This window comes from Desulfocurvus sp. DL1XJH-121 (assembly GCF_054819825.1).
Window position 1 is genome coordinate 18,537 of record NZ_JBTVWW010000011.1, and the last position, 21,638, is coordinate 40,174.

Consider the following 21,638-nt stretch of genomic DNA (forward strand, 5'->3'; position numbering starts at 1 on the left):
ACCTTTCGTATTTCAATCAAATAAAAATATCAATAGCCCAAGCATAAAACTCGTTGCGCGTCGTGCCGCCCCCCTCCGCACGCACGAGGGAGGGCATGAATCCCGGAACGCGTATTGCGTTTTCCCTCAAAAAAAGCCATTCTTGATTCCATACTGTCGAGACCACTTTCACGTTCCACGGGGGGATCAGCGTGTCGTCCGTACAGTCTCTTATTCCCAGAAGCGTCAAAACCCTTCGGCGCAGACGCGGGTTTACCCTTATCGAGTTGGGCGTGGTCCTGGTAATCGTTGGCCTCATCCTGAGCGCTGGCGCAATGGGCTGGTTCTCCCTCATGGAGGGCCGCAGGGTGGCCAAGACCGCCTCCACCCTCTACGAGGCCAAAGAGTGCCTGCTTGAGCACATCTTCTACTCCAACACCTTCCCGTCCTATACGGGCGCATCCAGCACGGGCGACCCCACCGACAACACCCTCTGTTCCGACCCGAACCGCTCCAGCCCGGCCATGGATGTGGACAACTGCATCTGCAACCTGGTGGACGCCTGGGGCCAACCAATCTATATCCTTGAGGGAATCAGGGACAATGGAGCCGGAGGCTACCTGCCCATCTCCGGGACCTACGTCCTGGACAACGAGGCGCAGGGCCAGAACGCCACGGCGCCGTCCAACGCCTCGACCATCATCGACAAGGACGGGGTCGAGGTCCCTGCAGTGGCCTTCGTGCTCGTCAGTTTCGGCCGCGACCGCGAGGCGGACAACCAGTCCTACAGGGACGTCTTCACGGCGGCCGGGGACAGCCAGATCGCCCCGCTGAATCCCGCCGATCCGCCGGACTTCTCCGAGGACGACACCGGCACGGCGGCCAATGCCGACACCCTTGTGCATGACGACCAGATGGTCGTCATCACCGGGGCCGAGTTGAACGCGGAACTGACACGCTAGGGCACGCGCCCCGGCGACATGGAAGCGACTGACCGGGGGGCCCCGCTCCCCGCACCCCGAAAAACAGAAGCCCGCATACGCGGGGCAACAGCGGCGGAGGAACAATGAACCAGAATCACGTCCGGGCGCGCGGGCGGACCGTGGGATTCACCCTCATCGAGATGGCCATCGTGCTGGTCATCATCGGTCTTCTGGCCGGGCTGACCCTGCCCATGATCGGCGACCTCGTAAAACGCGAAAAACGCACGGCCACCAGTGATTTTCTTGAAAAAGCCAGGAACGAGATCATCGGCTTCGCCCTGATCAACAAGCGCCTGCCCACCCAGGACGAATTCGAAAACGACCTGGGCATCGGCAAGGACCCCTACGGCCAGGCGCTGGTCTACTGGGCGGATTCGAACCTCTCGGGCACGAACCTCTGCTCCGCCACGCCCACGGACGACCTGACCCTGCGCCTCACCGACCCCTCGGGGGACAACGACTACGGCGACCTGGGCTTCATCGTCCTCAGCACGGGCCGCAACGTGAGCGCCGAATACGCCGAACCGGGATCCCATGTGGTCCAGGTCTGGGACCAGAGATCCTGGACTCCAACCACGGGCCACGAGGAATTCGACGACCAGTACGAATACGTGTCCTTCAACTACCTGCGCAACAAGATCTGCACCAACACCACCAGCGATTCCTATTCCCCCGCGGGCTCGGACGCGTCCTTCGCCGCGGACATAACCGACTTCAGCGGCGAAGGCGCCGGGGACACGGCGAACCCGACCACCGGCCCGACCACCGTGGTCGTGGACACCACGGCCAACACCGTGAACATGGGCGCCGATCAGGGGACCTCCGGCAACGGCTCCGCGTGCGTCTGGTACCAGGGCGACGCGGGCAACTGCACCAACGGCGACTGCCCATGGGGGACCGGCGTCAGAGTCTTCTTCGAATTCCAGACTTCCGAAAACGACGCCAGCGACACGGACACCGTCGATTTCGGCGACGGCTTCACCTTCGCCTTCATGAACGCCGCCGCCAACGCGCCCTCGGATTGCGGCGGCACCGGCTCCGAGTTCGGATATGCCGGAACCAGCAGCGCGGGTGAACTCGAACCGCCCAAGATGGCAGTGGAATTCGACTTCTTCCGCTCAAACCCCACAACCGGAACGCACCCTTATCGTGACCCCACGAACAACCACCTCGCCATGGACTATTGGAGCACCGACGGGCGATCCTACGACACCCGCCACGGGGAGATCATCGGCAACCCGGCCGTCATCTCCCCCGCAACAAACCCCGTGGCCGGAGACGCCGCCTTCTACACGGGCACGACAGCCCCGTGGATGGAAGACACCCTGACCCAGTCGGTGCGCGTGGAGGTCAACGCCACGTCCGCCGACACCTGGCACGTCGAGGCCTGGGTCAAGGACTGCACCTCGGAGAACTGCACCAAATTCGACGACCTGACCGAGGACTACACCGCCTACGACGACACTCCCACGACCAATGCCACCCTCGTCTACTCCGCCTCCCCCAGCTTCGATGATTTCAATTTCGGCTGGACCATCGGAACGGGCGGCGTGAAGCAACGGATCACCCTCTACAATTTCGGCATCAAGTTCCTGCCCTGACGCCGGAGTCCCTGGCAACACACAAAATTTCCGGAGCCGTATATATGCCCAGCCAACACTCCCGAGACGCGAGGACAGGCTTCAGCCTCATCGAGATGGCCGTGATCATGGTCATCGTGGGCATAGTCGTGGCCACCATCATGCCGCGCATCCTGGGCTCCGTGGGCAAGGACAAGGCCCGCAAGGCCAAATTCGGCCTGCAGGAAACTCGCGACGAAATCATCGGCTACGCGGCGGTCCACGGCAATCTCCCTGCACCCGACACCACCACCGTCCCCGGGCAGATCCTGGTTCCCGCGGACCTCATCGGCCACAACACCGACCCCTGGGGCGAGCGCATCCACTACATCGTGGCCAAGAACAGCTCGGACGAATTCCTGTACGCCGTGAACGTCAATCAGGGCTCCAACGCCACGCAGCTGGACGTGGAGCAGCACCCCGACAGCAACGACTCCACGGTGCTCTCGTCCACCACTGACGTGGCCTTTATACTCTTCTCCACGGGCGCGGACAGAACCCAGGACGTGGACGATTCGGGCGTGACCGACGGGGTCGGCACCTTCGTGCATTATCCCTTCGGCGCGGACCTGGACGGGCTCGACACCACAGCCGGGCAAAACGACGACCTTGTGGAGTTCGCGCTCCTGCCCTACTTGCAGGAAAAGGCCGAGGCATCGAGTTCCTCGAACGTCGCCCCGGCCGGCTCCGACGTCAGCACGGCGAACGACATCGCTGATTTCCCGCAAGGCGGAGTGGCCCAGGGCTACGGCACCGTCAACCTCGTCACGGTGGACACCGAGGAAAAAACCATTTCCTACGACAGCACCGTGACGGGCGGCCGGGCGGCCAACTGCCTCTGGTACGCGGGTGATGCCGCCGCAGGCAACTGCACCGACGGCCTCTGCGAGCTGGCCAACGGTTTCCGGGCGTATTTCGAATTCACCTTCGCGGAGCCGGGCGAAGGCTTCACCTTCGCAGCGATCAAGGGCACCAGCAGCGACACCGTCGAGAATCTTTGCGGCTGCGCCGATGAGTACCTGGGATTCGGAGGAAGCCGGAGCGATGTCTCCCCATCCATATGCGGCAACGGCAAAACCATTCCCCTGAACAGGGTCGGCGTTGAATTCGACGTGAACCGGGACGCCGGCGCAAGCCACGGCAACGACCCCAACGCGGATCACATCGCCCTGCTCTGCTGGAACGACAGAGGCACGACCGAGGACGACATACTCCACGACCAGGAGACATTATTCACCTTCTCGGCGACCGCCACGAGCGACGGGCCCAACCCCGCCGCCGAACCCGACGGGTCCTCGGAAACCTTCGGCATCAACGACACCTCCCCCCACAGGGTGCGCATCGAACTGGACAAGAACGCCACCAACTACGACATCCGCGTCTGGGTGGGCGACGACATCAGTTCGGATCTCACCACCTCGTATCTCGGCACGGACCCGACCCCGGATCTGTTCCATGCCGAACCTTCCCTGTATGACGTGGACGAGTTCAGATTCGGCTGGACCTTCTCCAATTCCCCGACCATCGAGACCAGCGTGACCATCACGGACTTCGGCATAAAATTCCTGCCCTGACGGCCTGTGAAACCAACAAGGCCCGCTCCGGAAGTCCGGGGCGGGTCTTTTTTTGCGTCGAGCCTTCAGCAACAGCCCTCGTCATTGCGACGCAGGGCCTTGGGGAGCCAGGTCTGGATGATGTAGGCGGCGCAGCCCACGCCCGGGGTGACGCACACGGCCCCGGCGGCGCAGTTCCTGGCGCAGGCCCCGCATTCCATGCACGCGCCCGGGTCCGCGAGCACGGCGCGCCCGTCCCGCAGGACCAGGACCCCATGGGGGCAGACCTGCACGCACAGGCCGCAGCCCACGCAGGCCCCCGCATCCAGCTCCAGGCTGGCCGCATCCTCGAAATACCTGAAATCCTTCATGCCGTTCTCCGCTTCTCAGCCCATGAATCCCGAATACAGCCACAGCCCGGCGGCCAGGACGGCCGCACCGGCCTGGACGGGGATGGCCCGGCGCATCTCCCGCTCCACGCCCGAGGGCGAGGTGAAGGGGGTGGAGCCCGTGAAGTTCATGCCCAGGTACGAGGCCAGGGCCGTGGCCCACAGGCACAGCCCCGCGCCCGCCGCAAGGCCCAGGCCCGAGGCCCATCCCACGGCGGTGCCCGCCACGACGCCGAGCCACGCGCCCTTGAGGCTGAAGGCCCGGCCGGGCAGCCAGGGCAGCAGCAGAGGCACGGCCACGGTCCCGGCCAGGACCCCGGCGGCCGTGGCGGCCAGCCCCCATCCGCCCCGCGCCCAGCCCGAGACGAAGCTGAAGACATGCGGCCCGAGGCCCGAGAGCAAAAGCACGCCCAGGGCCATGGCCAGCAGGGTCTTCCACAGCAGTACGACCTCCACAGGCGCGAGCACCGCCCGCTCCTTCAGGGCGAAGGTCACGCGACGCATGGCCTCGGGCGGATTCTTGCGGTCCGCCAAGCCCAGGTACTCCGGCAGGTGCCGGGCCGCCACCGGGCCGAAGCGCCCGGAAAATCCGCACAGCCTGCGCAGCCTGTGCGCGGCCACGCCCGTGGCGGCCAGCTGCGGCAGCACCAGCTCACGGTGGGAAACCACCTGCTCAAGGCCGCTGGCCCGCACCCAGTGCGCCACCTCCTCGGTGGAGAAGGTGCCCTTGCCCGCGGCGCACCAGACGTTGATACCGTGGGTGTCCACCACCAGGACCCAGGCGTCCACGTCGCGCAGCTCCTTGCGCAGGGCATCGAAGCTCAGTTTGTAGTTGGCCGTGACCAGCACGGGCGAGACCGGGTCCGGCTCGCCCACGCAGTACAGCCCCGGGACGATGCGGTAGCGGTCGCGGTTCAGGCCCAGCCTAGCCAGGGCGGCCCCGGCCAGGTCGCGCACACCAAGGCGCGCGGCCACGCGGGGAACCGGCCCCAAGGGCGTGTCCACGAAATCAAGGACAAAGGGCTCTCGCCGCATGCCCGGCCTGTCATGGCGTCCGAACCCGGACGCGGTCCTGGGCCCTCAGCAGGGCCCTTCCATGACCAGGGTCTGGGACGGCGACGGCCCGCACTCTCCGGCGCAACCGTCCACTTCCCCGATCTCCCGGGGATCGCAGCAGACGTCCTCGCGGACGGCCTCCATACGTTGCAATTCGAAACCGTTCATGAAACTCCGCCTCCCAGGGCCGCGGCCAGGTCCCGCCAGCGCCGCAGGCGGTCCTTGTCCAGGCAATAGCAGATGCTCGGGCCCTCCACCTCGCCGCGCACCAGCCCGGCGTCCTTGAGAACCTTCAGATGCTGGCTGACCGTGGACTGGGCCAGGGGCAGCACGGACACGATGCCCCCGCACACGCAGCGGTCCACGGCCGCCAGATGGCGCAGGATGGCCACCCGCGCCGGATGCCCCAGGGCCTTGCACAGTTCGGCCAGCTCCGCCGAATCCTCCACCAGGGGCGTCGCGTCCCCGGCCGGGAGGCCCGCGCCGTCGCAGCAGCCCCGCCCGGCCCGGGCTTCGTCTTTATCTCGCATGATCCCTCCGCGTCTTAATCGTAAATCGACGATAAACGATAAAAACCCGGCGGTCAACAGCCCTGCGCCGCGCCGGACGCAAAAGGGCCCGGCTGGCGAACCAACCGGGCCCCCGAGAGCATATGATCCGCGTGTGGGGTTACGCGGTTTCGGGCTCCGCGTCCGTGTCCGGGGCGGAAGCCTCTTCGGGCTCGGCCGGGGCCGCGGGAGCCGCCGGAGCCGCGCCGTAGTTGTTCAGCTCCACTTCCTGCGGGAACACCGGCAGGTAGCGGTAGGCCAGGCTGAGGATCAGGAAGCCGTACGCGATGATGGCGATGGACGGCGCCCACTCGGCCCAGTTCGGGGCGTACGAGTACCACTGGTCAAAGGGCATGACCGGGATGGCCAGGGCCTGGACCGTGAACACGTAGCGGTTGATGATCACGCCGCAGCAGTTGAGGATGGCCGCGGTGTAGAGCAGAGCCGGGTTGTTGCGGAAGCGCGGGGTGAGCAGCAGGATGGCCGGGATCACGCCGCACAGGAACAGCTCGGCCCACAAGAGGCCCTCGCCGTAGCCCAGGCCGCTGTTGAACATCTGGTCCCAGGTCAGGCCGGAGCGCGGGAGCACGTCCTTGTACCAGGCCCAGGTGTCCAGGAACTTGAAGAACATGTACAGCGCCAGCATGGTTCCGCCGATGCGGCACATGAGCTTCTTGATGTTGTAGTCCACCAGCTGCTTGCCCGTCAGGAGCTCCATGAGCTTGACCACCAGGACCGAGAAGCAGGGCCCCGAGGCCACGGCGGAGAGCACGAACAGGAAGAAGGTCCAGGGCCAGATGAAGAACCCGTCGCGCAGGATGTAGGGGCGGGCGAAGAGCACGCCGTACATGCCGCCCAGGGAGCCCTGGTGGAAGGTGGACAGGAACGCGCCGATGCCCGCGATGAGCGGCATCACGTAATGGAAGTTGTGCGCGATGTTGTGCAGGATCGGAATCTCGTTGAGCTTCCGGTTCTCCAGGATGTTCGGCACGAACTCCAGGGTCAGCACCATCAGGTAGCAGGTGATGCAGAACATCACCTCGGTGAGCATGGAGTGGACGTTGGGGTGCCAGAAGCCGAACCAGGACCTAAGCGGCTGGCCCACGTCCAGGGCCAGGACCAGCATGGCCCCGGAGTAGCAGATGAAGCCCACGATGACCGTCAGGTTGACGATCTTCTCCAGCTCCTTGATGTCCAGGATGTATTTCAGAAGGCCCGTGAAGAACGCCCCCGCGCCCAGGGCGATGACGCCCAGGTCGAAGGTGATCCACAGCCCGAACCCGAAGTAGTTGTCCAGCGCGGTGCGCGCCAGGCCGTCCGGGATCAGGATCATCAGCGCCTCATACAGGCCCAGGGCCAGGAAGATGCCGATGAAGCCCAGCCAAAGCAGGAATTTGCCGAACGAGCAACGCTCGACGCCTTCGGGCCAAAAAGCTCTATCCATGATGAGCACCTCCAGTGGCGACATGGGCCGCGCCCTCGGTTTCCAGGTAGTTGTCGCCCTCGCGGCGCACCCACTCCCGCTTGCTCATGTAGTAGACCTGCGGGTCGGTGCCCAGGCGCTCCAGGAGCCGGAAGGTGTTGGGGCTCTTCACGAGCTCGTACACCGCGTGCTCAGGGTTCTTCACGTCGCCGAAGGTGATGGCCCCGGTGGGGCAGGCCTCGGCGCACGCGGGCACGTAGGCGCCGTCGGCCAGCTTCTCCGGATCCTCGCCGGCCACGCGGGCCGCGTCCTTGGCGTACATCAGGCGGTGGTGGCAGAAGTTGCACTTCTCCACGACGCCTCGGGAACGCACGGACACGTTGGGGGTCAGCTGCTTCTCCATGCCTTCGGGGAAGAAGGGCTGGTCCCAGTTGAACACGCGGGCGTGGTAGGGGCACGAGGCCATGCAGTACCGGCAGCCGAAGCAACGCGGGTAGATCTGGCTCACGATGCCGCCGTTCTCGTTCTTGTCCGTGGCCGTCGCCGGGCACACCGACACGCACGAGGGCATGCCGCACTGCATGCACGGGCGGGGCAGGAACGCTGTGTCGTGCTCCGCTCCGCTCTTCTTGTTGGAGAGTTCGTAGATGGTCAGCCACTGCATCTTCTTGAAGCGCGTGGGAAAGCCCTTGCGCTCCAGGCGAGCCTTGGCCTCTTCCTGGGGTGCGATATTGTTTTCCTTGTTGCAGGCGGTGATGCAGTTGCCGCATCCGGTGCATTTGTCAATGTCGATGACCATGCCCCACCTGATCGGGAATTCCTTGAATGCAGACATGATTCCTCCCTTAAGCGGTGGCGATGCTCACGCGGTTGTCGGACCAGACGGTGAGGCCGGTCTCGGGGTCGTCAGCCGCGGCCAGGAGCCTGTAGGCGTTCTCGCCCAGGCCCCTGCTGAAGCCGTCCCAGGCGGTGCGGCCGAAGCCCATGGGGGCGGCCACCACGCCGGTCATGACCCGTTCGGAGACCCGCACCTCGGCGACGATCTCGCCGCCGGAGCCGGACACGCGCACGGTCTGCCCGGCGCGCACGCCGCAGGTCCGCGCGGTCTTGGCGTTCATCTCCACCACCAGGCTCGTGCCCGCCAGTTCGGACTCGCCCACCGTGGCCGCGCTGTGGGGCGGCATGGCGATCTTGTCCGTGCCCAGGCTGCGCTTGACAACCGGGGCCAGGGCCAGCATGCCGGAACCCGCGCCCGTGACGGCCGGGGCCGCGCAGGCGGTCAGGTCCAGGTCCGCGCCCTTGCCCGGGGCGGTGAAGGCCTTGCCCTTCTTCAGGGAGGCCCAGGACGCGCCCAAAACCGAGGCCTTGGCCTTCAGGACGTCCTTGAAGGACGCATAGCCCAGGTCCAGGCCCAGGCGCGGGGCCAGGGCCAGGAACAGGTCCGCCGTGGCCCGCGTGTCGTAGGCGGGGCGCACGATGGGCCGGTTCACGCTGTAGACCACGGAGCCAGCCCCGTGGGGGGTGTACAGGTCGTCGAAGCGCTCGGCGGTCATGTGGCAGGGCAGGATCAGGTCCGCGCGCGCCGCGGTCTCGTCCATGAACGGACTGAAGCTCACGGTAAAGGCGGCCTTGTCCATGGCCTTGGCCATGACGTCGGCCTGGGGCAGCCCGTAGGCCGGGTTGGCGTCGTAGACCATGAGCACGCCCAGGTCCTCGCGGCCCTCGGCCACGCTCTTCAGGAAGGGCACCACGTCGGCGGCGTAGCGCTGGGCCTCGCTGCCCGCGCCGGCCACCACGCTGGGCGCGGCGGGCAGGACCTTCACGGTGCCGCCCATCTGGCCCAGGAGCGTGTTCAGGGACAGGGACGCCATGAGCGCGCGGGCGCCCGCGCCCTGCCCGAACTCGGAACCCGCGATGACCAGGGGCCGCTTGGCGGCCGAAAGCTCGGCGGCCATGCGGCGGAGCGCGTCGGCGCGTACGCCGGTCTCGCGCTCCACGCGGGAGGGAGTGTAGTCCTTGGCCAGGCCCGCCTGGTAGGCGGACAGGCCCTTGGCGCGGGGCGAGACCCCGTCGGCCATGAGCAGGTTGGCCAGGCCCAGGGCAACCGTGGCGGCCGCGCCGGGGCGCGCCTGGATCCACTGGTCGCAGACCACGGCGGTGCCGTTCTGCACGGGGCCGGCGTACACGAACCTGGCCGTGGCGGCCCGGCCCGAGGGATGGCTCTCGGAGAAGGCGCGCGCGTTGCGCACGGCCGTGCCCGAGGACTCCAGGGCGTCGGCGCCCAGCAGCAGGACATGGTCCGCGCCTTCGATGTCGTAGCCCACGCGGCCCTCGGTTCCCATCATCTTCAGCGCCTTGTGCGCGCTCTGGGTCTCGCCGGGCATCATGTAGAACGAGCCCTCGAGGCCCTTGACCAGGGCGGCGAAGATCTCGTTGGCCGTGCCCGTGTCGTCGCCGCTGACCATGGCGGCCGAGCCGCGCGACGCGTCGAGCTTCTCGGCCAGGATGGCCTCGGCCCGCTCCCAGGACACGGCGCTGAAGCCGCTCCCGGTCCTCAGCATGGGCTGGCGCACCCGCGAGGGGCTGTGCAGCAGGCCCACCTCGGCCACGGCCAGGGAGGACACCGCGCCCCTGCCCAGGGGATGGTTCTCGTTGCCGGCCACGCCCACGGCGTTGCCGCCGGCCACGGCGACCTTCACGCCCGCGCCCGAGGGATCGAGCTTGGAGGCCATCTCGCTGAAGTAGACGGCCCGCTTGGGAACCTTGGGGTTCCACTGCCAGTTCTGCGTCCAGATGGAGATGTCATCCGTCAGCTTCCACGGGATGGGAGTGATCATCAATCCCGCCGTGGCGCCTGCGGAGAAACTCAGGAAAGTCCTTCTATTCATTGCGCCACCTCGCTTAACGATGACAGACGTAGCAGGCGTTGCTCTGGCCGTTCTCGGCATGGCAACGCTCGCATTCCCACATCTTCATGGTGCCCCTGCTGTACGCTGGGTCCACTCCGACGCCCCTGCCGAAGACGATCTTGTAGCCGCCGTTGGAATAGCCCGTGAGCACGTTCTTGTAGTGCGCGGGCGGCGTGTCGCTCTCGCCCAGGTTGGGATGGCAGGTCGTGCAATCCTTGCCCTGGTGCGCGGCGTGGGAGAAGAACACGTTGTCCGGCTGATCCTGGTAGATGAGCCAGGGCACTTCCTTCTCCTCGTTGACGTACTCCTCGACGAACTTCGCCTCGGCCGGGTCCTCGCCCATCGCCTCGGCGTGGCACTCGGCGCAGGCCTCGGTACTGGGGATGCCCGTGAATGAGCCGTCCTCGTTCAGGTAGTGACAGTCCTCACAGGCCATTCCCCCGTCCTCCACGTGGACCACGTGTGAAAAGCGGATGGGCTGTTCGGCTTTGCTGAACAGCACCTGGGGGAAGACCCACCAGCCCACGAAGAGCATCGCCACGAACCCCACGAAAAAGGGCAACGCTCCTCCACTGCTAGATGCTTTCTTCACCATATGCTCTCGCCTCGTCCGTTAAGAAGGTGACAGAATATCTTCCACCGGGCCCGCGCCCGGCATCCCACCTCGATCAGGGTCGCGCCCCGCGCACAAGCCCCCGCAAACACTTGTTCCCCGCACGGCGCGAAGCGCCCGCGGGGCCGGTTCCAGCGGAAGAATGTGCAATGAAATCTGACATAAGAGACGCGATGTTTCTATGCATGAGACCGTTTTGGTGTCAAGGTTAAATGAAAAAATTCACGAACCCCGGAAACCTTTTTCATCCGCTGGTGGCCGGGCTATCCGTCCGCCCCACCGCCGTCGGGGATGCGGCCGTAGACGTCGTCGTAGCGTACGATGTCGTCCTCCTCCAGATAGGGGCCGGACTGGATCTCGATGATCTCCACGGGCACCTTGCCGGGGTTCCCCAGCCTGTGCATGGCGGTCTTGGGGATGTCCACGGACTGGTTCTCGAAAAGCAGGACCTCGCGGTCGTCCACGCGGACCTCGGCCGTGCCGCTGATGACCACCCAGTGCTCGCTGCGGTGGTGGTGCTTCTGCAGGGACAGGCGCGCGCCGGGGCTGACCTCGATGCGCTTGATCTTGTAGTGCGGCCCCTCCTCCAGCACGGTGTAGCTGCCCCAGGGCCGCTTGACCGTGACGTGGGCCTCCACCAGGGCGCTGCCCTCGGCCTTGAGGCGCGTGACCACGTCCTTGACCCGCTGGACCTTGTCCGTGGGGCAGATCAGGGTGGCGTCGCGCGTCTGGACCACGATCATGCCCTTGAGCTCCACGGCGGCCAGCTTGCCCCCGCGCGAGAACAGCAGGCAGTCCTCGCAGTCCAGGCCGAGCACGTCGCCCTGGACCACGTTGCCCGCGCCGTCCTTGGCGCCCAGGCGGTGCAGGGCCTCCCAGGAGCCCAGGTCGTCCCAGCCGAAGTCCGCGCGCACCACGGCCTGGCGGTCGGCCTTCTCCATGATGCCGTAGTCCACGGAGACGTTGGGCAGGGACGGATACTCCTTGAGGAACCCCGGCTCGCCGCGCCGGGCCCACCAGGCGGCCAGCTCGGGCTGGTGGGCCTCCACCGCGGCCACGAAGGCCGCCGCGTTGAACACGAACATGCCGCTGTTCCAGAAATGCCGCCCTCCGGCCAGGAACTCCTCGGCCCGGGCCAGGTCGGGCTTCTCCACGAAGCGGGCGACCCGGAAACAGCCGTCCCCCAGATCCTCGCCGCGCTCGATGTACCCGTAGCCCGTTTCCGGGGTGGCGGGCTCCACGCCGAAGGTCACGAACCAGCCTTCGCGGGCCAGGGCCGCGCCGCGCGCGAGGGCCTCGCGCCAGACCTCCGGGCGGTGCACCAGGTGGTCCGAGGGGAACACGGCCACCACGGCCCCGGGGTCGCGCGCAAGGGCCCGGTCCATGCCCAGGAGGATGGCGGGCAGGGTGTTGCGGCCCACGGGCTCGGCCAGGACCTGGCCGTTCATGTCGAAATCGTCGTCCTCCCCGCCCAGGCCCCGGATCTGGCTGCGCACCTCGAAGACCTGCTCCTCGTTGGTCACCACCCAGATGTCCCCGCTGTCGAACACGCCCAGGGCGCGGCCCACGGTCTGCTGGAGCATGGTGGCCGGGCCCGTGAGGGCCAGCAGCTGCTTGGGCAAGAGCGTGCGGGAATAGGGCCAGAGCCGCGTGCCGGAGCCCCCGGCCAGGATGATGGCCTGGCATCCGGCCAGCTGATCGGCTGGGCTGGAGTCTGTATGCATCCCTAGGTCTCCTGGAAACGCGCTCCGGGCCTAGCCCTGGAACACGAACGGGGAATCGAAATCCTTGAGGCGCGGCAGGGCCTTGTCCTTGTCCGACAGAACGGGATCCCCCCCGGGCCAGTCGATGCCCAGGTCGGGATCCGCGTAGGAGATGCCCGCGTCGCGGGCGGCGTCATAGGGCGCGTCCACCTTGTACTGGAATTCCGTCTCTTCTGCCAGGGTCATGTATCCGTGGGCGAAGCCGGCGGGCACGAACAGCTGCCTGTGGTTCGCGGCGGAGAGTTCCACGCCGTGCCAGCGGCCGAAGGACGGCGATCCCTTGCGCAGGTCCACCACCACGTCGTAGACCGCGCCCACGCTGACGCGCACCAGTTTGGCCTGGGCCGAGGGCGGCAACTGGAAGTGCAGGCCCCGGAGAACGCCCACGGACACGGAGCGGGCGTGGTTGTCCTGCACCCAGTCGCGGTCCAGGTCGTGCTCGGCGAACAGGGCCTTGTTCCAGCTCTCCATGAAATAGCCCCGTCCGTCCTCGAAAACCCGGGGGACGACCACGAAGAGCCCCGGAAAACCCGTTGCCTCGACCAGCACTGGAACCTCCTGCAACCTGCTTAATTCGCTCATGCTTACCCGAGAATCCCGGCCAAGACAACACCCCCGCGCCCCCATCGTGCGGGAATCCGGACGCGCCGCACGCTGTTGACAAGGCATGGTTTTCCTCTAGAATTCTCAGAATATCGGAAAAACGCCCCGCCCCGGGCGCGAGGAAAATTTGATGAACAAGGATTCCCCGGGCCAGTACGAGACCGCTCTCACGGACTGGGCGGACAGCGAGAACCTCGTCGCGGCGCAGCGCGAACTGGACGCCCTGCGCCACGAAATGGACCGCCTGGTGCGGGTCATCGCCGACAGCCCCATGATCATCTACCGCGCGGACCCCGCCCGCGGCTGCGCGCCCACATTCATCAGCGAAAACGTCACGGACGTCCTGGGCTACCGCCCCTCGGAGGTCCTGGCCGACCCCAATTTCTGGGCTTCGCGCACCCACCCCGACGACCTGGCCAAGGGCGGCTACCGGGCCTGCACGTCCGTGGACGAATGCGTGACCCAGGAATACCGCGTGCGCCGCAAGGACGGCACCTGGGCCTGGATCCAGGACCGCAACTGCCTGGCCGGCGGCCCGCCCGGCTCCGCGCCCGAGCTCATCGGCTCCATGGCCGACGTCACGGCCGCGCGCAGCGAGCGCGAGAACCTGCTCAAGCACGGGCGGATGTTCAAGACCATCTTCCGCGACGCCCCCTCGGGCATCGCCATCTGCGCGCCCGACGGCACCTTCATGGAAGCCAACGGCAAGTGGATGGAACTGTTCGGGGTCACCTGGGACGACCTGCGCGACGTGACGCCCCTGGACTTCACCCACCGCGACGGCCTGGCCCACTGCACGGAGATGCAGCAGCGCATCCTGGCCGGGCACAAGGAATCCCTGCGCGCGGAGCAGCGCTTCCGCCGCAGGAACGGGACCCTGTTCTGGGGCAGCATGGTGGCCCGGGGCCTGCCCGGAACCGACGGCGGCGTCCAGGGCATGATCTGCATCCTGCACGACATCACCGAGCGCAAGAAGGCCCAGCGCGATCTGGCCGAGAGCGAGGAGAAGTTCCGGGCCATCGTCGAATCCTCACCCATGGGGATACACCTCCTGCGCCAGGACGAAAACGGCGAACTGATCCTGGTGGAGGCCAACGAGGCCGCAGCCGGGCTCCTGGGCATGGAGCACGGCCAGGGCCTGGGCGAAAGCCTCAAGAACGTGCTCCCGGGCCTGGCCGGAACCGACGTGATCGAGCGCTGCCAGAGCGTCATCGCCACGGGCACCCCCTGGCACTCGGGCCCCCAGCCCTACTCCGACAAGCGAATCAGCGGGATCTTCGACATCCACGTGTTTCGCGCGGAAGCGCGCACCTGCTGCGTGCAGCTCCAGGATGTCACCGAACGCATCCGCTCCGAGGAGGCCCTGCGCCGCTCCGAACGCGAGAAAAAGGCCATCCTGGACACCATCAGCGACGCCGTGACCTTCCAGGACGCGAACCACACCATCCTCTGGGCCAACCGCACGGTGCGCGACGCCGCGGGCCTGACCTCGGAAGAAATAGTCGGCCGCGTGTGCCACGCCCTGTGGGGCAGCGACACAGGTCCCTGCCTGGCCTGCCCCCTGACGCCCTGCCTGCGGGAAAAACAGCCCATGGAGGCCATCACCGTGGCGCCCAACGGGCGCGTGTTCCGCACCAAGGCCTACCCCTTCCGCATGGGCGACAACGAGCGGGACGGGGCCCTGGTGGTCTCCACGGACATCACCGAGGAAAAGCGCGCCGAGGACGAGCTGCGCAAGGCCCGGGACCTGGCCGAGAACGCCGTGAAGATGAAGGACGAATTCCTGGCCAACATGAGCCACGAACTGCGCTCGCCCCTGAACGGCATGTTGGGCATGCTGGACGTGGTCCTGGACTCGGGACTGGACGCGGAGCAGCGCGACTCCATCGAGATCGCCCTGTCCGCGGGCGAGGGCCTCCTGGCCATCATCAACGACATCCTGGACTTCTCCAAGCTCTCGGCGGACAAAATCAGCCTCACGCGCAACCCCTTCGAACTGCGCCGGACCCTGCACACGGTGATCAACACCTTCCGCGAGCAGAGCCGCAGCAAGGACCTGGAAGTGACCTACGAAGTGGCCCCGGACGTGCCCGAAACCCTGGTGGGCGACGAGGGCCGCGTGCGCCAGATCCTGTTCAACCTGGTGGGCAACGCCGTGAAATTCACCCAAAAGGGTTCGGTGCGGACCCGAGTGGACATCCTGCGCAAGTCCGCGCATCCCGAGGAGGCGCGCCTGTTGTTCACGGTGGAGGACACGGGCATCGGCATCCCCCAGGACCAGATGGAAACCATCTTCGACCCCTTCGTGCAGCTCAACTGGGCGAAATCGCACAAGTACGAGGGCACGGGCCTGGGGCTGGGCATCGTCAAGCGCCTGGTGACGCTCATGGGCGGCATCGTGACCATGGAGAGCGAGGTGGACCGGGGGACTACCGTAAGTTTCTGGATCAACGTCCAGATTCCCTAGCAGGCCGTTGGAAAACAGCGATCTGCTGCGTCGCTTCGTTGCTGCAGAAAATCCAGACCCTCGTGTAGCGGAAGCGTTGGAATACACATCGGCCCTGGATTTTCCTTGCGCCTTGCATCTCACTGTTTTTGAACGGCCTGCTGGACACGGCCTTTTCAACAACCCGCTAGGCCCGGGGGGACCGCCATGCCCATCCCAAAAATCATCATCCCGGCCGTCCTGGCCTGCGTGTCGCTGGTCCTGGCCCTGGCCGGGCCCTGCCGGGCCGGGCTGTCGCATTTTTCCCACGACGCCCCCGCCCAGGCCGACGACGCGCGCCTGCGCAGCGCGGCCGAGGGCGGTTCGGCCGAGGCCCAGTACCTCCTGGGGGCCATGCTCATGGTGCGCGCCGAGCAGGAGGAGCTAAGGAGCCGCCGCTCCAGCGCGGCCATGCTCCAGGCCCAGGCGGCCAACTGGTTCCACCGCGCGGCCGGGGCCGGAAACACCCGGGCCCGCTTCTCCCTGGGGCTGATGCGCCTGCACGGCCAGGGCGTGGGCCGGGACACGGCCAAGGCCCTGCGCTGGCTGGAGGCGGCGGCCCGGGACGACGACCCCGACGCCCAGTACGTGCTGGGCACTCTGCTGGCCCAGGGCGACGGCACGCGCCGCGACCCCAGGGCGGCCCTGCAGAACTTCATCCGCGCCGGGCAGGGCTTCGCGAACCAGGGCCGCGCTGACTGGCTGCTGGAGACGGCCCGGGCCGTGCGCGCCGTGGCCCCGGGGCATCCGGCGGCCGAGCGCATGGAACAGGCCGCGGCCGAGCTCCCGGACCGGGCCGTGGCAAAGGCCCGGGGCGTATCCATGGGCACGGCCTGGATCGCGGCACCGGGATTCGCCGTGACCAACCGGCACGTGGTGGCCGGACGCGGGCGCATCTCCCTGGTGCACGCCGACGGCAGCTACGCCCCGGCCACGGTGGCCGCCGAGGACGCGGACAACGACCTGGTGCTCCTGGCCGTGGCCGACCCGAAAAGCCTGCCCCCGGCCCTGCCCCTGGCCCAACAGGAACCGGGCCTGGGCGCGCCCGTGTTCACGGTGGGCTTTCCCGAGCCCGCCATCATGGGCGCGTCGCCCAAGCTGGCCACGGGCCGCATCACCGGGCTGTCGGGCCTGGGCGGGGACGAACGAGTGTTCCAGATTTCCGTGCCCCTGGCCCACGGCAACAGCGGCGGCCCGCTGGTGAACCTGCGCGGCGAGGTGGTGGGCGTGGTCCAGGCCATGATCGACGCCGAGCGCGTGTTCCGCGAGACAGGCGCCCTGCCCCAAGACGTGAACTACGCCCTGCGCGCTGACCTGGTGCGCACCCTCATCCAGCGCGCCCCCAAGCCCGAGCGCGGCTTCCTGGACCGCCTCAAGTCCCTGGTGGGCTCCCCGGGCCCGGCCGAACTCCCGGCCAATCCTGGCACCGTGGAAACCCACGCCCCCAGCGTCCAGAACTCCGTGCTCATGGTGGTGGCGGAGTAGCGCCCCGAAGGATGCAAAAAAACAGGGCGCGGACGGTGTTCCGTCCGCACCCTGGTAAAGGCTCTTGTTCGGTTGAGTCGACTGCGGGCCGCTAGGCGCTGAGCTCCCTGGCCAAGGTCTCGCCCAGGCGGCCGAGCTCCTCGATGACCGTAACGCCCGCGTCCTTCAGGGCCGCGATCTTGTCCTCGCCCCGGCCCTTGGATCCGCTGATGATGGCCCCGGCGTGGCCCATGCGCTTGCCCTTGGGCGCGGTGAGGCCCGCGATGAAGCCGAACACGGGCTTGGGGTAGTTCGTTTCCCGGATGTAGGCGGCGGCCTTTTCCTCGTTGTCCCCGCCGATCTCGCCCAGCATGCACACGGCCCTGGTGTCCGGGTCCGCGCGGAACATCTCCAGCAGCTCCACGAACTTCAGGCCCGGCACCGGGTCGCCGCCGATGCCCACGCACGTGCTCTGCCCCAGGCCCGCGGCGGTCAGCTGGTGCACGGCCTCGTAGGTCAGGGTGCCCGAGCGGCTGATGAGGCCGACGTCCCCGGGTTTGTGGATGTAGTCGGGCATGATGCCCACCTTGCACTTGCCCGGGCTGATGAGCCCCGGGCAGTTGGGGCCGATGAGCAGGGTCCCCCTTTCCTTCAAGAAGGCCTTGGCCCGCACCATGTCCAGCACGGGGATGTGCTCGGTGATCAGCACGATGAGTTTCACCCCGGCGGCCGCGGCCTCGCACGCGGAGTCCGCCGAGGCCATGGCGGGCACGAAGATCACGCTGGTGTCCGCCCCGGTCTTGTCCACGGCCTCGGCCACGGTGTCGAAGACCGGCACGCCCAGGACCTCCTGGCCGCCCTTGCCCGGGGTCACCCCGGCCACGACCTTGGTGCCGTATTCCAGCATCTTCTGCCCGTGAAAGGAGCCCTCGCGGCCCGTGAGCCCCTGGACCACGACCCTGGTGTTCTCGTCGATGAGGATGCTCATGAGCGGGCCTCCCTGGTCAGTTCGGCGATGCGCGAGGCCGCCTCGGTCATGGAATGGGCGGTCACGAAGTTCAGGCCGCAGCCGTCGAGGATCCGCCTGCCCTCCTCCACGTTGGTGCCCTCCATGCGGATGACCACGGGCATCTGGAGGTCCAGCTTCCTGGCGGCGGCCACCACGCCCTCGGCCACCACGTCGCAGCGCAGGATGCCGCCGAAGATGTTGATGAGGATGCCGCGCACGTCCGGGTCCGAGAGCATGACCTCGAAGCCCTTGGTGACCATCTCCACGCTGGCCCCGCCCCCGGCGTCCAAGAAGTTGGCGGGCTCGGCCCCGGCCTGTTTGATGGCGTCCATGGTGGCCATGGCCAGGCCCGCGCCGTTGACCATGGTGCCCACGTGGCCCGAGAGCTTCACGTAGTTCACGCCCAGCTCCGCGGCCTTGCGCTCCAGGGGGTCCTCCTCTTCGGGGTCCTCCAGGGCCTTGATGTCCGGATGCCGCTTCAGCGCGCTCTCGTCGAAATTCATCTTGGCGTCCAGGGCCACGAGATCGCCCTCCCCGGTCACGGCCAGGGGGTTGATCTCCACCTGGGTGGCGTCCTTGTCCACGCACAGGCGCACGAGATTGGTGATCAGGGACACGCCCTGGCCGATCTGCGCCGGAGTCAGGCCGCAGCCGAAGAGCAGCTTGCGGGCCTGGAAGGGCCAGATGCGATGGCCGCCGTCCAGGCGCGTGGTGAAGATGCGCTCGGGATGGGCCTCGGCCACCTCCTCGATGTCCATGCCGCCGTCGGGCGAGGCCATGACCGTGAGGCACTCGGCCCCTCGGTCCAGGACCACGGCCAGGTACAGCTCGCGGGCGATGTCCGTGCCCTGCTCCACCCAAAGGCTGTTCACCCGTTTGCCCTCGGGCCCGGTCTGGTGGGTGACCAGCTGCATGCCCAGGATGGCCCGGGCCGCGTCCCGGACCTCGTCCAGGCTCCTGCAGACCTTCACGCCGCCGCCCTTGCCACGGCCCCCGGCGTGGATCTGGGCCTTGACCACCCGCACGGGCCCGGGGAGGCCCCCGGCCACGGCCAGGGCCTCGTCCACCGTGGCGGCCACGCCGCCCTCGGGCACGGGCACCCCGTAGGCCTTGAGGAGTTCCTTGGCCTGGTATTCATGAATGTTCATCGCCGCTCCTTTGGTCCAGGGCCGCGCCTGTGCGCGGCCCGATTCCGTTGGTCGCACGTCGGGCGCGGGGCCGCCTCGGCGGCCTCCCGCGCGCCCCGTCCTGGCGGTTATGCACTATTCTTTGCAAAGAGAACAGCTTGCACATACCGCCTGCCCGGGCGGCAGAAGCACAAAAGAAGGGGCGCAGGGAAGTTCCATGAAGGATGCTTCCCTGCGCCCCGGGCCGGCGGAGCCGCGTCGCGCTGCTGCCCCGCCGGTGTCAACGACGGCCCCGGCCCGGGAGGCGGGAGGGGTCGCGAGGAGGATGACGGACGTCTATCGGGGTGCCCGAGCCGGTTTCCGCTTGAGGTCCATGGCTATGTGGGTGATGAGGCCGCCGTCGTTGATCAATTGTCGCATGAACTCAGGAATATGGGAGGCCTTGTAGATGCGCCCGGCCTCGATGTGCAGGATTTCGCCGCCGGCGAAGTCGACCTTGAGGTGGTCGCCGGACGGGATCTTGTCCGCATCCCCGCACTCGATGACCGGCAGCCCGATGTTGAAGGAGTTCCTGTAGAAGATGCGCGCGAAGCTCTTGGCTATGACGCAGGCGATGCCCGCCGCGCGGATGGCGATGGGCGCGTGCTCGCGCGACGAGCCGCAGCCGAAGTTCTCCCCGGCCACCAGGATGTCGCCGCGGTTGACCAGGCCGGCGAAGGACTCGTCCGCGTCCTCCATGCAGTGTTTGGCCAGTTCCGCGGGGTCGTTGGTGGTCAGCCTGCGCGCGGGGATGATCAGGTCCGTGTCTATGTTGTCGCCGAATTTCCAAGCTTGCCCTGTCATGTCGGCCTCCTAGAGATCGTCGGGGCCGCAGATGCTGCCGCTGACCGCGGAGGCCGCGGCCACGGCGGGGTTGGACAGGTAGACTTCGCTGCCCGTGTGCCCCATGCGTCCCACAAAGTTTCGATTTGTGGTGGAGATGGCCCGCTCCCCGTCCGCCAGGATGCCCATGAAGCCCCCCAGGCAAGGGCCGCAGGTGGGGGTGCTGACCACGGCCCCGGCCTCGATGAAGGTCTCGATGAGCCCCTCGCGCAGGGCCTGCATGTAGACCTGCTGGCTGCCGGGGATGACGATCAGGCGCACGAAGGGGGCGCGCTTGCGGCCCTTGAGCACCGAGGCGGCCACGCGCATGTCCTCGATCCTGCCGTTGGTGCAGGAGCCGATGACCGCCTGGTCGATCCGGACCTCGCCCACCTGGCTCACGCCCCTGGTGTTGCCCGGCAGGTGCGGGAAGGCCACCTGGGGCTCGATGGCGGAACAGTCGTAGGCGCGGGTCCCGCAATACCGCGCGTCGGGGTCGCTCTCCTCGATGCGCGGGGTGCGGCGGAAGCGGCCCTTGACGTACTCCAGGGTCTTCTCGTCCACGTGGAAGATGCCGCACTTGCCCCCGGCCTCGATGGCCATGTTGGCCATGGAGAAGCGGCTGTCCATGGACAGGGCGGCGATGGCCTCGCCCGTGAACTCCATGGCCCTGTACCGGGCGCCGTCCACGCCGATGTCGCCGATGGTGTGCAGGATCAGGTCCTTGCCGCTGACCCAGGGACGGAGCTGGCCCTGGAATTCGAAGCGCATGCTCTCGGGCACCCGCAGCCAGATCTCGCCGGTGATCATGATGCCCGCCAGGTCCGTGCTGCCCACGCCCGAGGAGAAGGCCCCCAGGGCGCCGTAGGTCACGGTGTGGCTGTCGGCCCCGATGATCAGGTCCCCCGGCCCCACGTAGCCCTGCTCGGGCAGGAAGACGTGCTCGATGCCCGCGTCCCCGGCGTCGAAGAAGTTGGGCATGGCGTGTTTACGGGCGAAGTCCCGGGCCTTCTTGACCTGCATGGCCGACTGGATGTCCTTGTTGGGCACGAAGTGGTCCATGACGAAGAACAGCTTGTCCGGGTCGTGCAGTTCGCCGGCCCCGCTGCGGTTGAATTCGTCGATGGCGATGGACGCGGTGATGTCGTTGCCCAAGGCGACGTCCACCTTGGCCATGATCAGCTGCCCGGGCTCCACCGAGTCCAGGCCCGCGTGCCGGGCGAGAATCTTTTCCGTTATGGTCATGGACATGAA

19 protein-coding genes and 1 pseudogene are annotated in these 21,638 nt (G+C 67.3%); 6 read left to right on the forward strand and 14 right to left on the reverse strand.

Annotated features, from left to right (window positions below; all coding sequences use genetic code 11):
• Positions 1 to 191 precede the first annotated feature (191 nt).
• The 4 genes and pseudogenes from ACYYG1_RS09345 to ACYYG1_RS09360 form a co-directional block, all read left to right on the forward strand.
• A pseudogene (locus ACYYG1_RS09345) lies at positions 192 to 305 on the forward strand (type II secretion system protein); the annotation flags it as partial.
• A gap of 9 nt (positions 306 to 314) precedes the next feature.
• Entirely contained in the window at positions 315 to 941 is a 627-nt protein-coding gene (locus ACYYG1_RS09350) for a hypothetical protein (RefSeq protein WP_461210136.1), read from the forward strand.
• A 104-nt stretch (positions 942 to 1,045) separates the two neighbouring features.
• The gene (locus tag ACYYG1_RS09355) at positions 1,046 to 2,563 is read left to right on the forward strand and encodes a type II secretion system protein (RefSeq protein WP_461210038.1); all 1,518 of its coding nucleotides are present in this window, start codon (positions 1,046 to 1,048) and stop codon (positions 2,561 to 2,563) included.
• A gap of 44 nt (positions 2,564 to 2,607) precedes the next feature.
• Positions 2,608 to 4,155: a type II secretion system protein gene (locus ACYYG1_RS09360; RefSeq protein WP_461210039.1), complete on the forward strand. Its 1,548-nt coding sequence runs from the start codon at positions 2,608 to 2,610 to the stop codon at positions 4,153 to 4,155.
• Between the two features lie 65 nt (positions 4,156 to 4,220).
• Here the strand turns inward: ACYYG1_RS09360 and hgcB are convergent, their stop codons facing one another.
• The 10 genes from hgcB to rfbC form a co-directional block, all read right to left on the reverse strand.
• On the reverse strand, positions 4,221 to 4,505 hold the full coding sequence (gene hgcB, locus ACYYG1_RS09365; RefSeq protein WP_461210040.1) for a mercury methylation ferredoxin HgcB: 285 nt from the start codon (positions 4,503 to 4,505) through the stop codon (positions 4,221 to 4,223).
• Positions 4,506 to 4,520: 15 nt separating this feature from the next.
• The gene (gene hgcA, locus ACYYG1_RS09370) at positions 4,521 to 5,621 is read right to left on the reverse strand and encodes a mercury methylation corrinoid protein HgcA (RefSeq protein ID WP_461210134.1); all 1,101 of its coding nucleotides are present in this window, start codon (positions 5,619 to 5,621) and stop codon (positions 4,521 to 4,523) included.
• A complete protein-coding gene (locus ACYYG1_RS09375) occupies positions 5,604 to 5,747 on the reverse strand; it encodes a hypothetical protein (RefSeq protein WP_461210137.1) in 144 nt (47 codons plus the stop codon). Before ACYYG1_RS09375 ends, hgcA begins: the two co-directional genes overlap by 18 nt.
• On the reverse strand, positions 5,744 to 6,109 hold the full coding sequence (locus ACYYG1_RS09380) for an ArsR/SmtB family transcription factor (RefSeq protein ID WP_461210041.1): 366 nt from the start codon (positions 6,107 to 6,109) through the stop codon (positions 5,744 to 5,746). Before ACYYG1_RS09380 ends, ACYYG1_RS09375 begins: the two co-directional genes overlap by 4 nt.
• Positions 6,110 to 6,248: 139 nt before the next feature.
• Positions 6,249 to 7,571 carry a menaquinone reductase integral membrane subunit QrcD gene (qrcD, locus tag ACYYG1_RS09385; protein WP_461210042.1) on the reverse strand — a complete coding sequence of 441 codons (1,323 nt, stop codon included), beginning with the start codon at positions 7,569 to 7,571 and terminating at the stop codon, positions 6,249 to 6,251.
• The gene (locus ACYYG1_RS09390) at positions 7,564 to 8,385 is read right to left on the reverse strand and encodes a 4Fe-4S dicluster domain-containing protein (protein ID WP_461210043.1); all 822 of its coding nucleotides are present in this window, start codon (positions 8,383 to 8,385) and stop codon (positions 7,564 to 7,566) included. The genes qrcD and ACYYG1_RS09390 overlap by 8 nt, the downstream gene beginning before the upstream one ends.
• Positions 8,386 to 8,395: 10 nt before the next feature.
• The gene (gene qrcB / locus ACYYG1_RS09395; RefSeq protein WP_461210044.1) at positions 8,396 to 10,438 is read right to left on the reverse strand and encodes a menaquinone reductase molybdopterin-binding-like subunit QrcB; all 2,043 of its coding nucleotides are present in this window, start codon (positions 10,436 to 10,438) and stop codon (positions 8,396 to 8,398) included.
• A gap of 13 nt (positions 10,439 to 10,451) precedes the next feature.
• Positions 10,452 to 11,054 carry a menaquinone reductase multiheme cytochrome c subunit QrcA gene (gene qrcA / locus ACYYG1_RS09400; RefSeq protein WP_461210045.1) on the reverse strand — a complete coding sequence of 201 codons (603 nt, stop codon included), beginning with the start codon at positions 11,052 to 11,054 and terminating at the stop codon, positions 10,452 to 10,454.
• A gap of 281 nt (positions 11,055 to 11,335) precedes the next feature.
• Positions 11,336 to 12,796 carry a mannose-1-phosphate guanylyltransferase/mannose-6-phosphate isomerase gene (locus tag ACYYG1_RS09405; protein WP_461210046.1) on the reverse strand — a complete coding sequence of 487 codons (1,461 nt, stop codon included), beginning with the start codon at positions 12,794 to 12,796 and terminating at the stop codon, positions 11,336 to 11,338.
• Positions 12,797 to 12,826: 30 nt separating this feature from the next.
• A complete protein-coding gene (gene rfbC, locus ACYYG1_RS09410) occupies positions 12,827 to 13,384 on the reverse strand; it encodes a dTDP-4-dehydrorhamnose 3,5-epimerase (protein ID WP_461210047.1) in 558 nt (185 codons plus the stop codon).
• A 184-nt stretch (positions 13,385 to 13,568) separates the two neighbouring features.
• Here rfbC and ACYYG1_RS09415 point away from each other — a divergent pair, with 184 nt between their 5' ends.
• The gene (locus ACYYG1_RS09415; RefSeq protein ID WP_461210048.1) at positions 13,569 to 15,905 is read left to right on the forward strand and encodes a PAS domain S-box protein; all 2,337 of its coding nucleotides are present in this window, start codon (positions 13,569 to 13,571) and stop codon (positions 15,903 to 15,905) included.
• A 186-nt stretch (positions 15,906 to 16,091) separates the two neighbouring features.
• Positions 16,092 to 17,408 carry a tetratricopeptide repeat-containing serine protease family protein gene (locus ACYYG1_RS09420; RefSeq protein WP_461210049.1) on the forward strand — a complete coding sequence of 439 codons (1,317 nt, stop codon included), beginning with the start codon at positions 16,092 to 16,094 and terminating at the stop codon, positions 17,406 to 17,408.
• Positions 17,409 to 17,499: 91 nt separating this feature from the next.
• Here the strand turns inward: ACYYG1_RS09420 and sucD are convergent, their stop codons facing one another.
• From sucD to leuC, 4 genes are all read right to left on the reverse strand, one after another.
• A complete protein-coding gene (gene sucD / locus ACYYG1_RS09425) occupies positions 17,500 to 18,375 on the reverse strand; it encodes a succinate--CoA ligase subunit alpha (RefSeq protein ID WP_461210050.1) in 876 nt (291 codons plus the stop codon).
• On the reverse strand, positions 18,372 to 19,544 hold the full coding sequence (gene sucC / locus ACYYG1_RS09430) for an ADP-forming succinate--CoA ligase subunit beta (protein WP_461210051.1): 1,173 nt from the start codon (positions 19,542 to 19,544) through the stop codon (positions 18,372 to 18,374). The genes sucD and sucC overlap by 4 nt, the downstream gene beginning before the upstream one ends.
• A 315-nt stretch (positions 19,545 to 19,859) precedes the next feature.
• On the reverse strand, positions 19,860 to 20,366 hold the full coding sequence (locus tag ACYYG1_RS09435) for a 3-isopropylmalate dehydratase small subunit (RefSeq protein ID WP_461210052.1): 507 nt from the start codon (positions 20,364 to 20,366) through the stop codon (positions 19,860 to 19,862).
• 9 nt (positions 20,367 to 20,375) lie between these two features.
• Complete coding sequence (leuC, locus tag ACYYG1_RS09440; protein WP_461210053.1) at positions 20,376 to 21,635, reverse strand: 3-isopropylmalate dehydratase large subunit; 1,260 nt, start codon at positions 21,633 to 21,635, stop codon at positions 20,376 to 20,378.
• Positions 21,636 to 21,638: the final 3 nt, after the last annotated feature.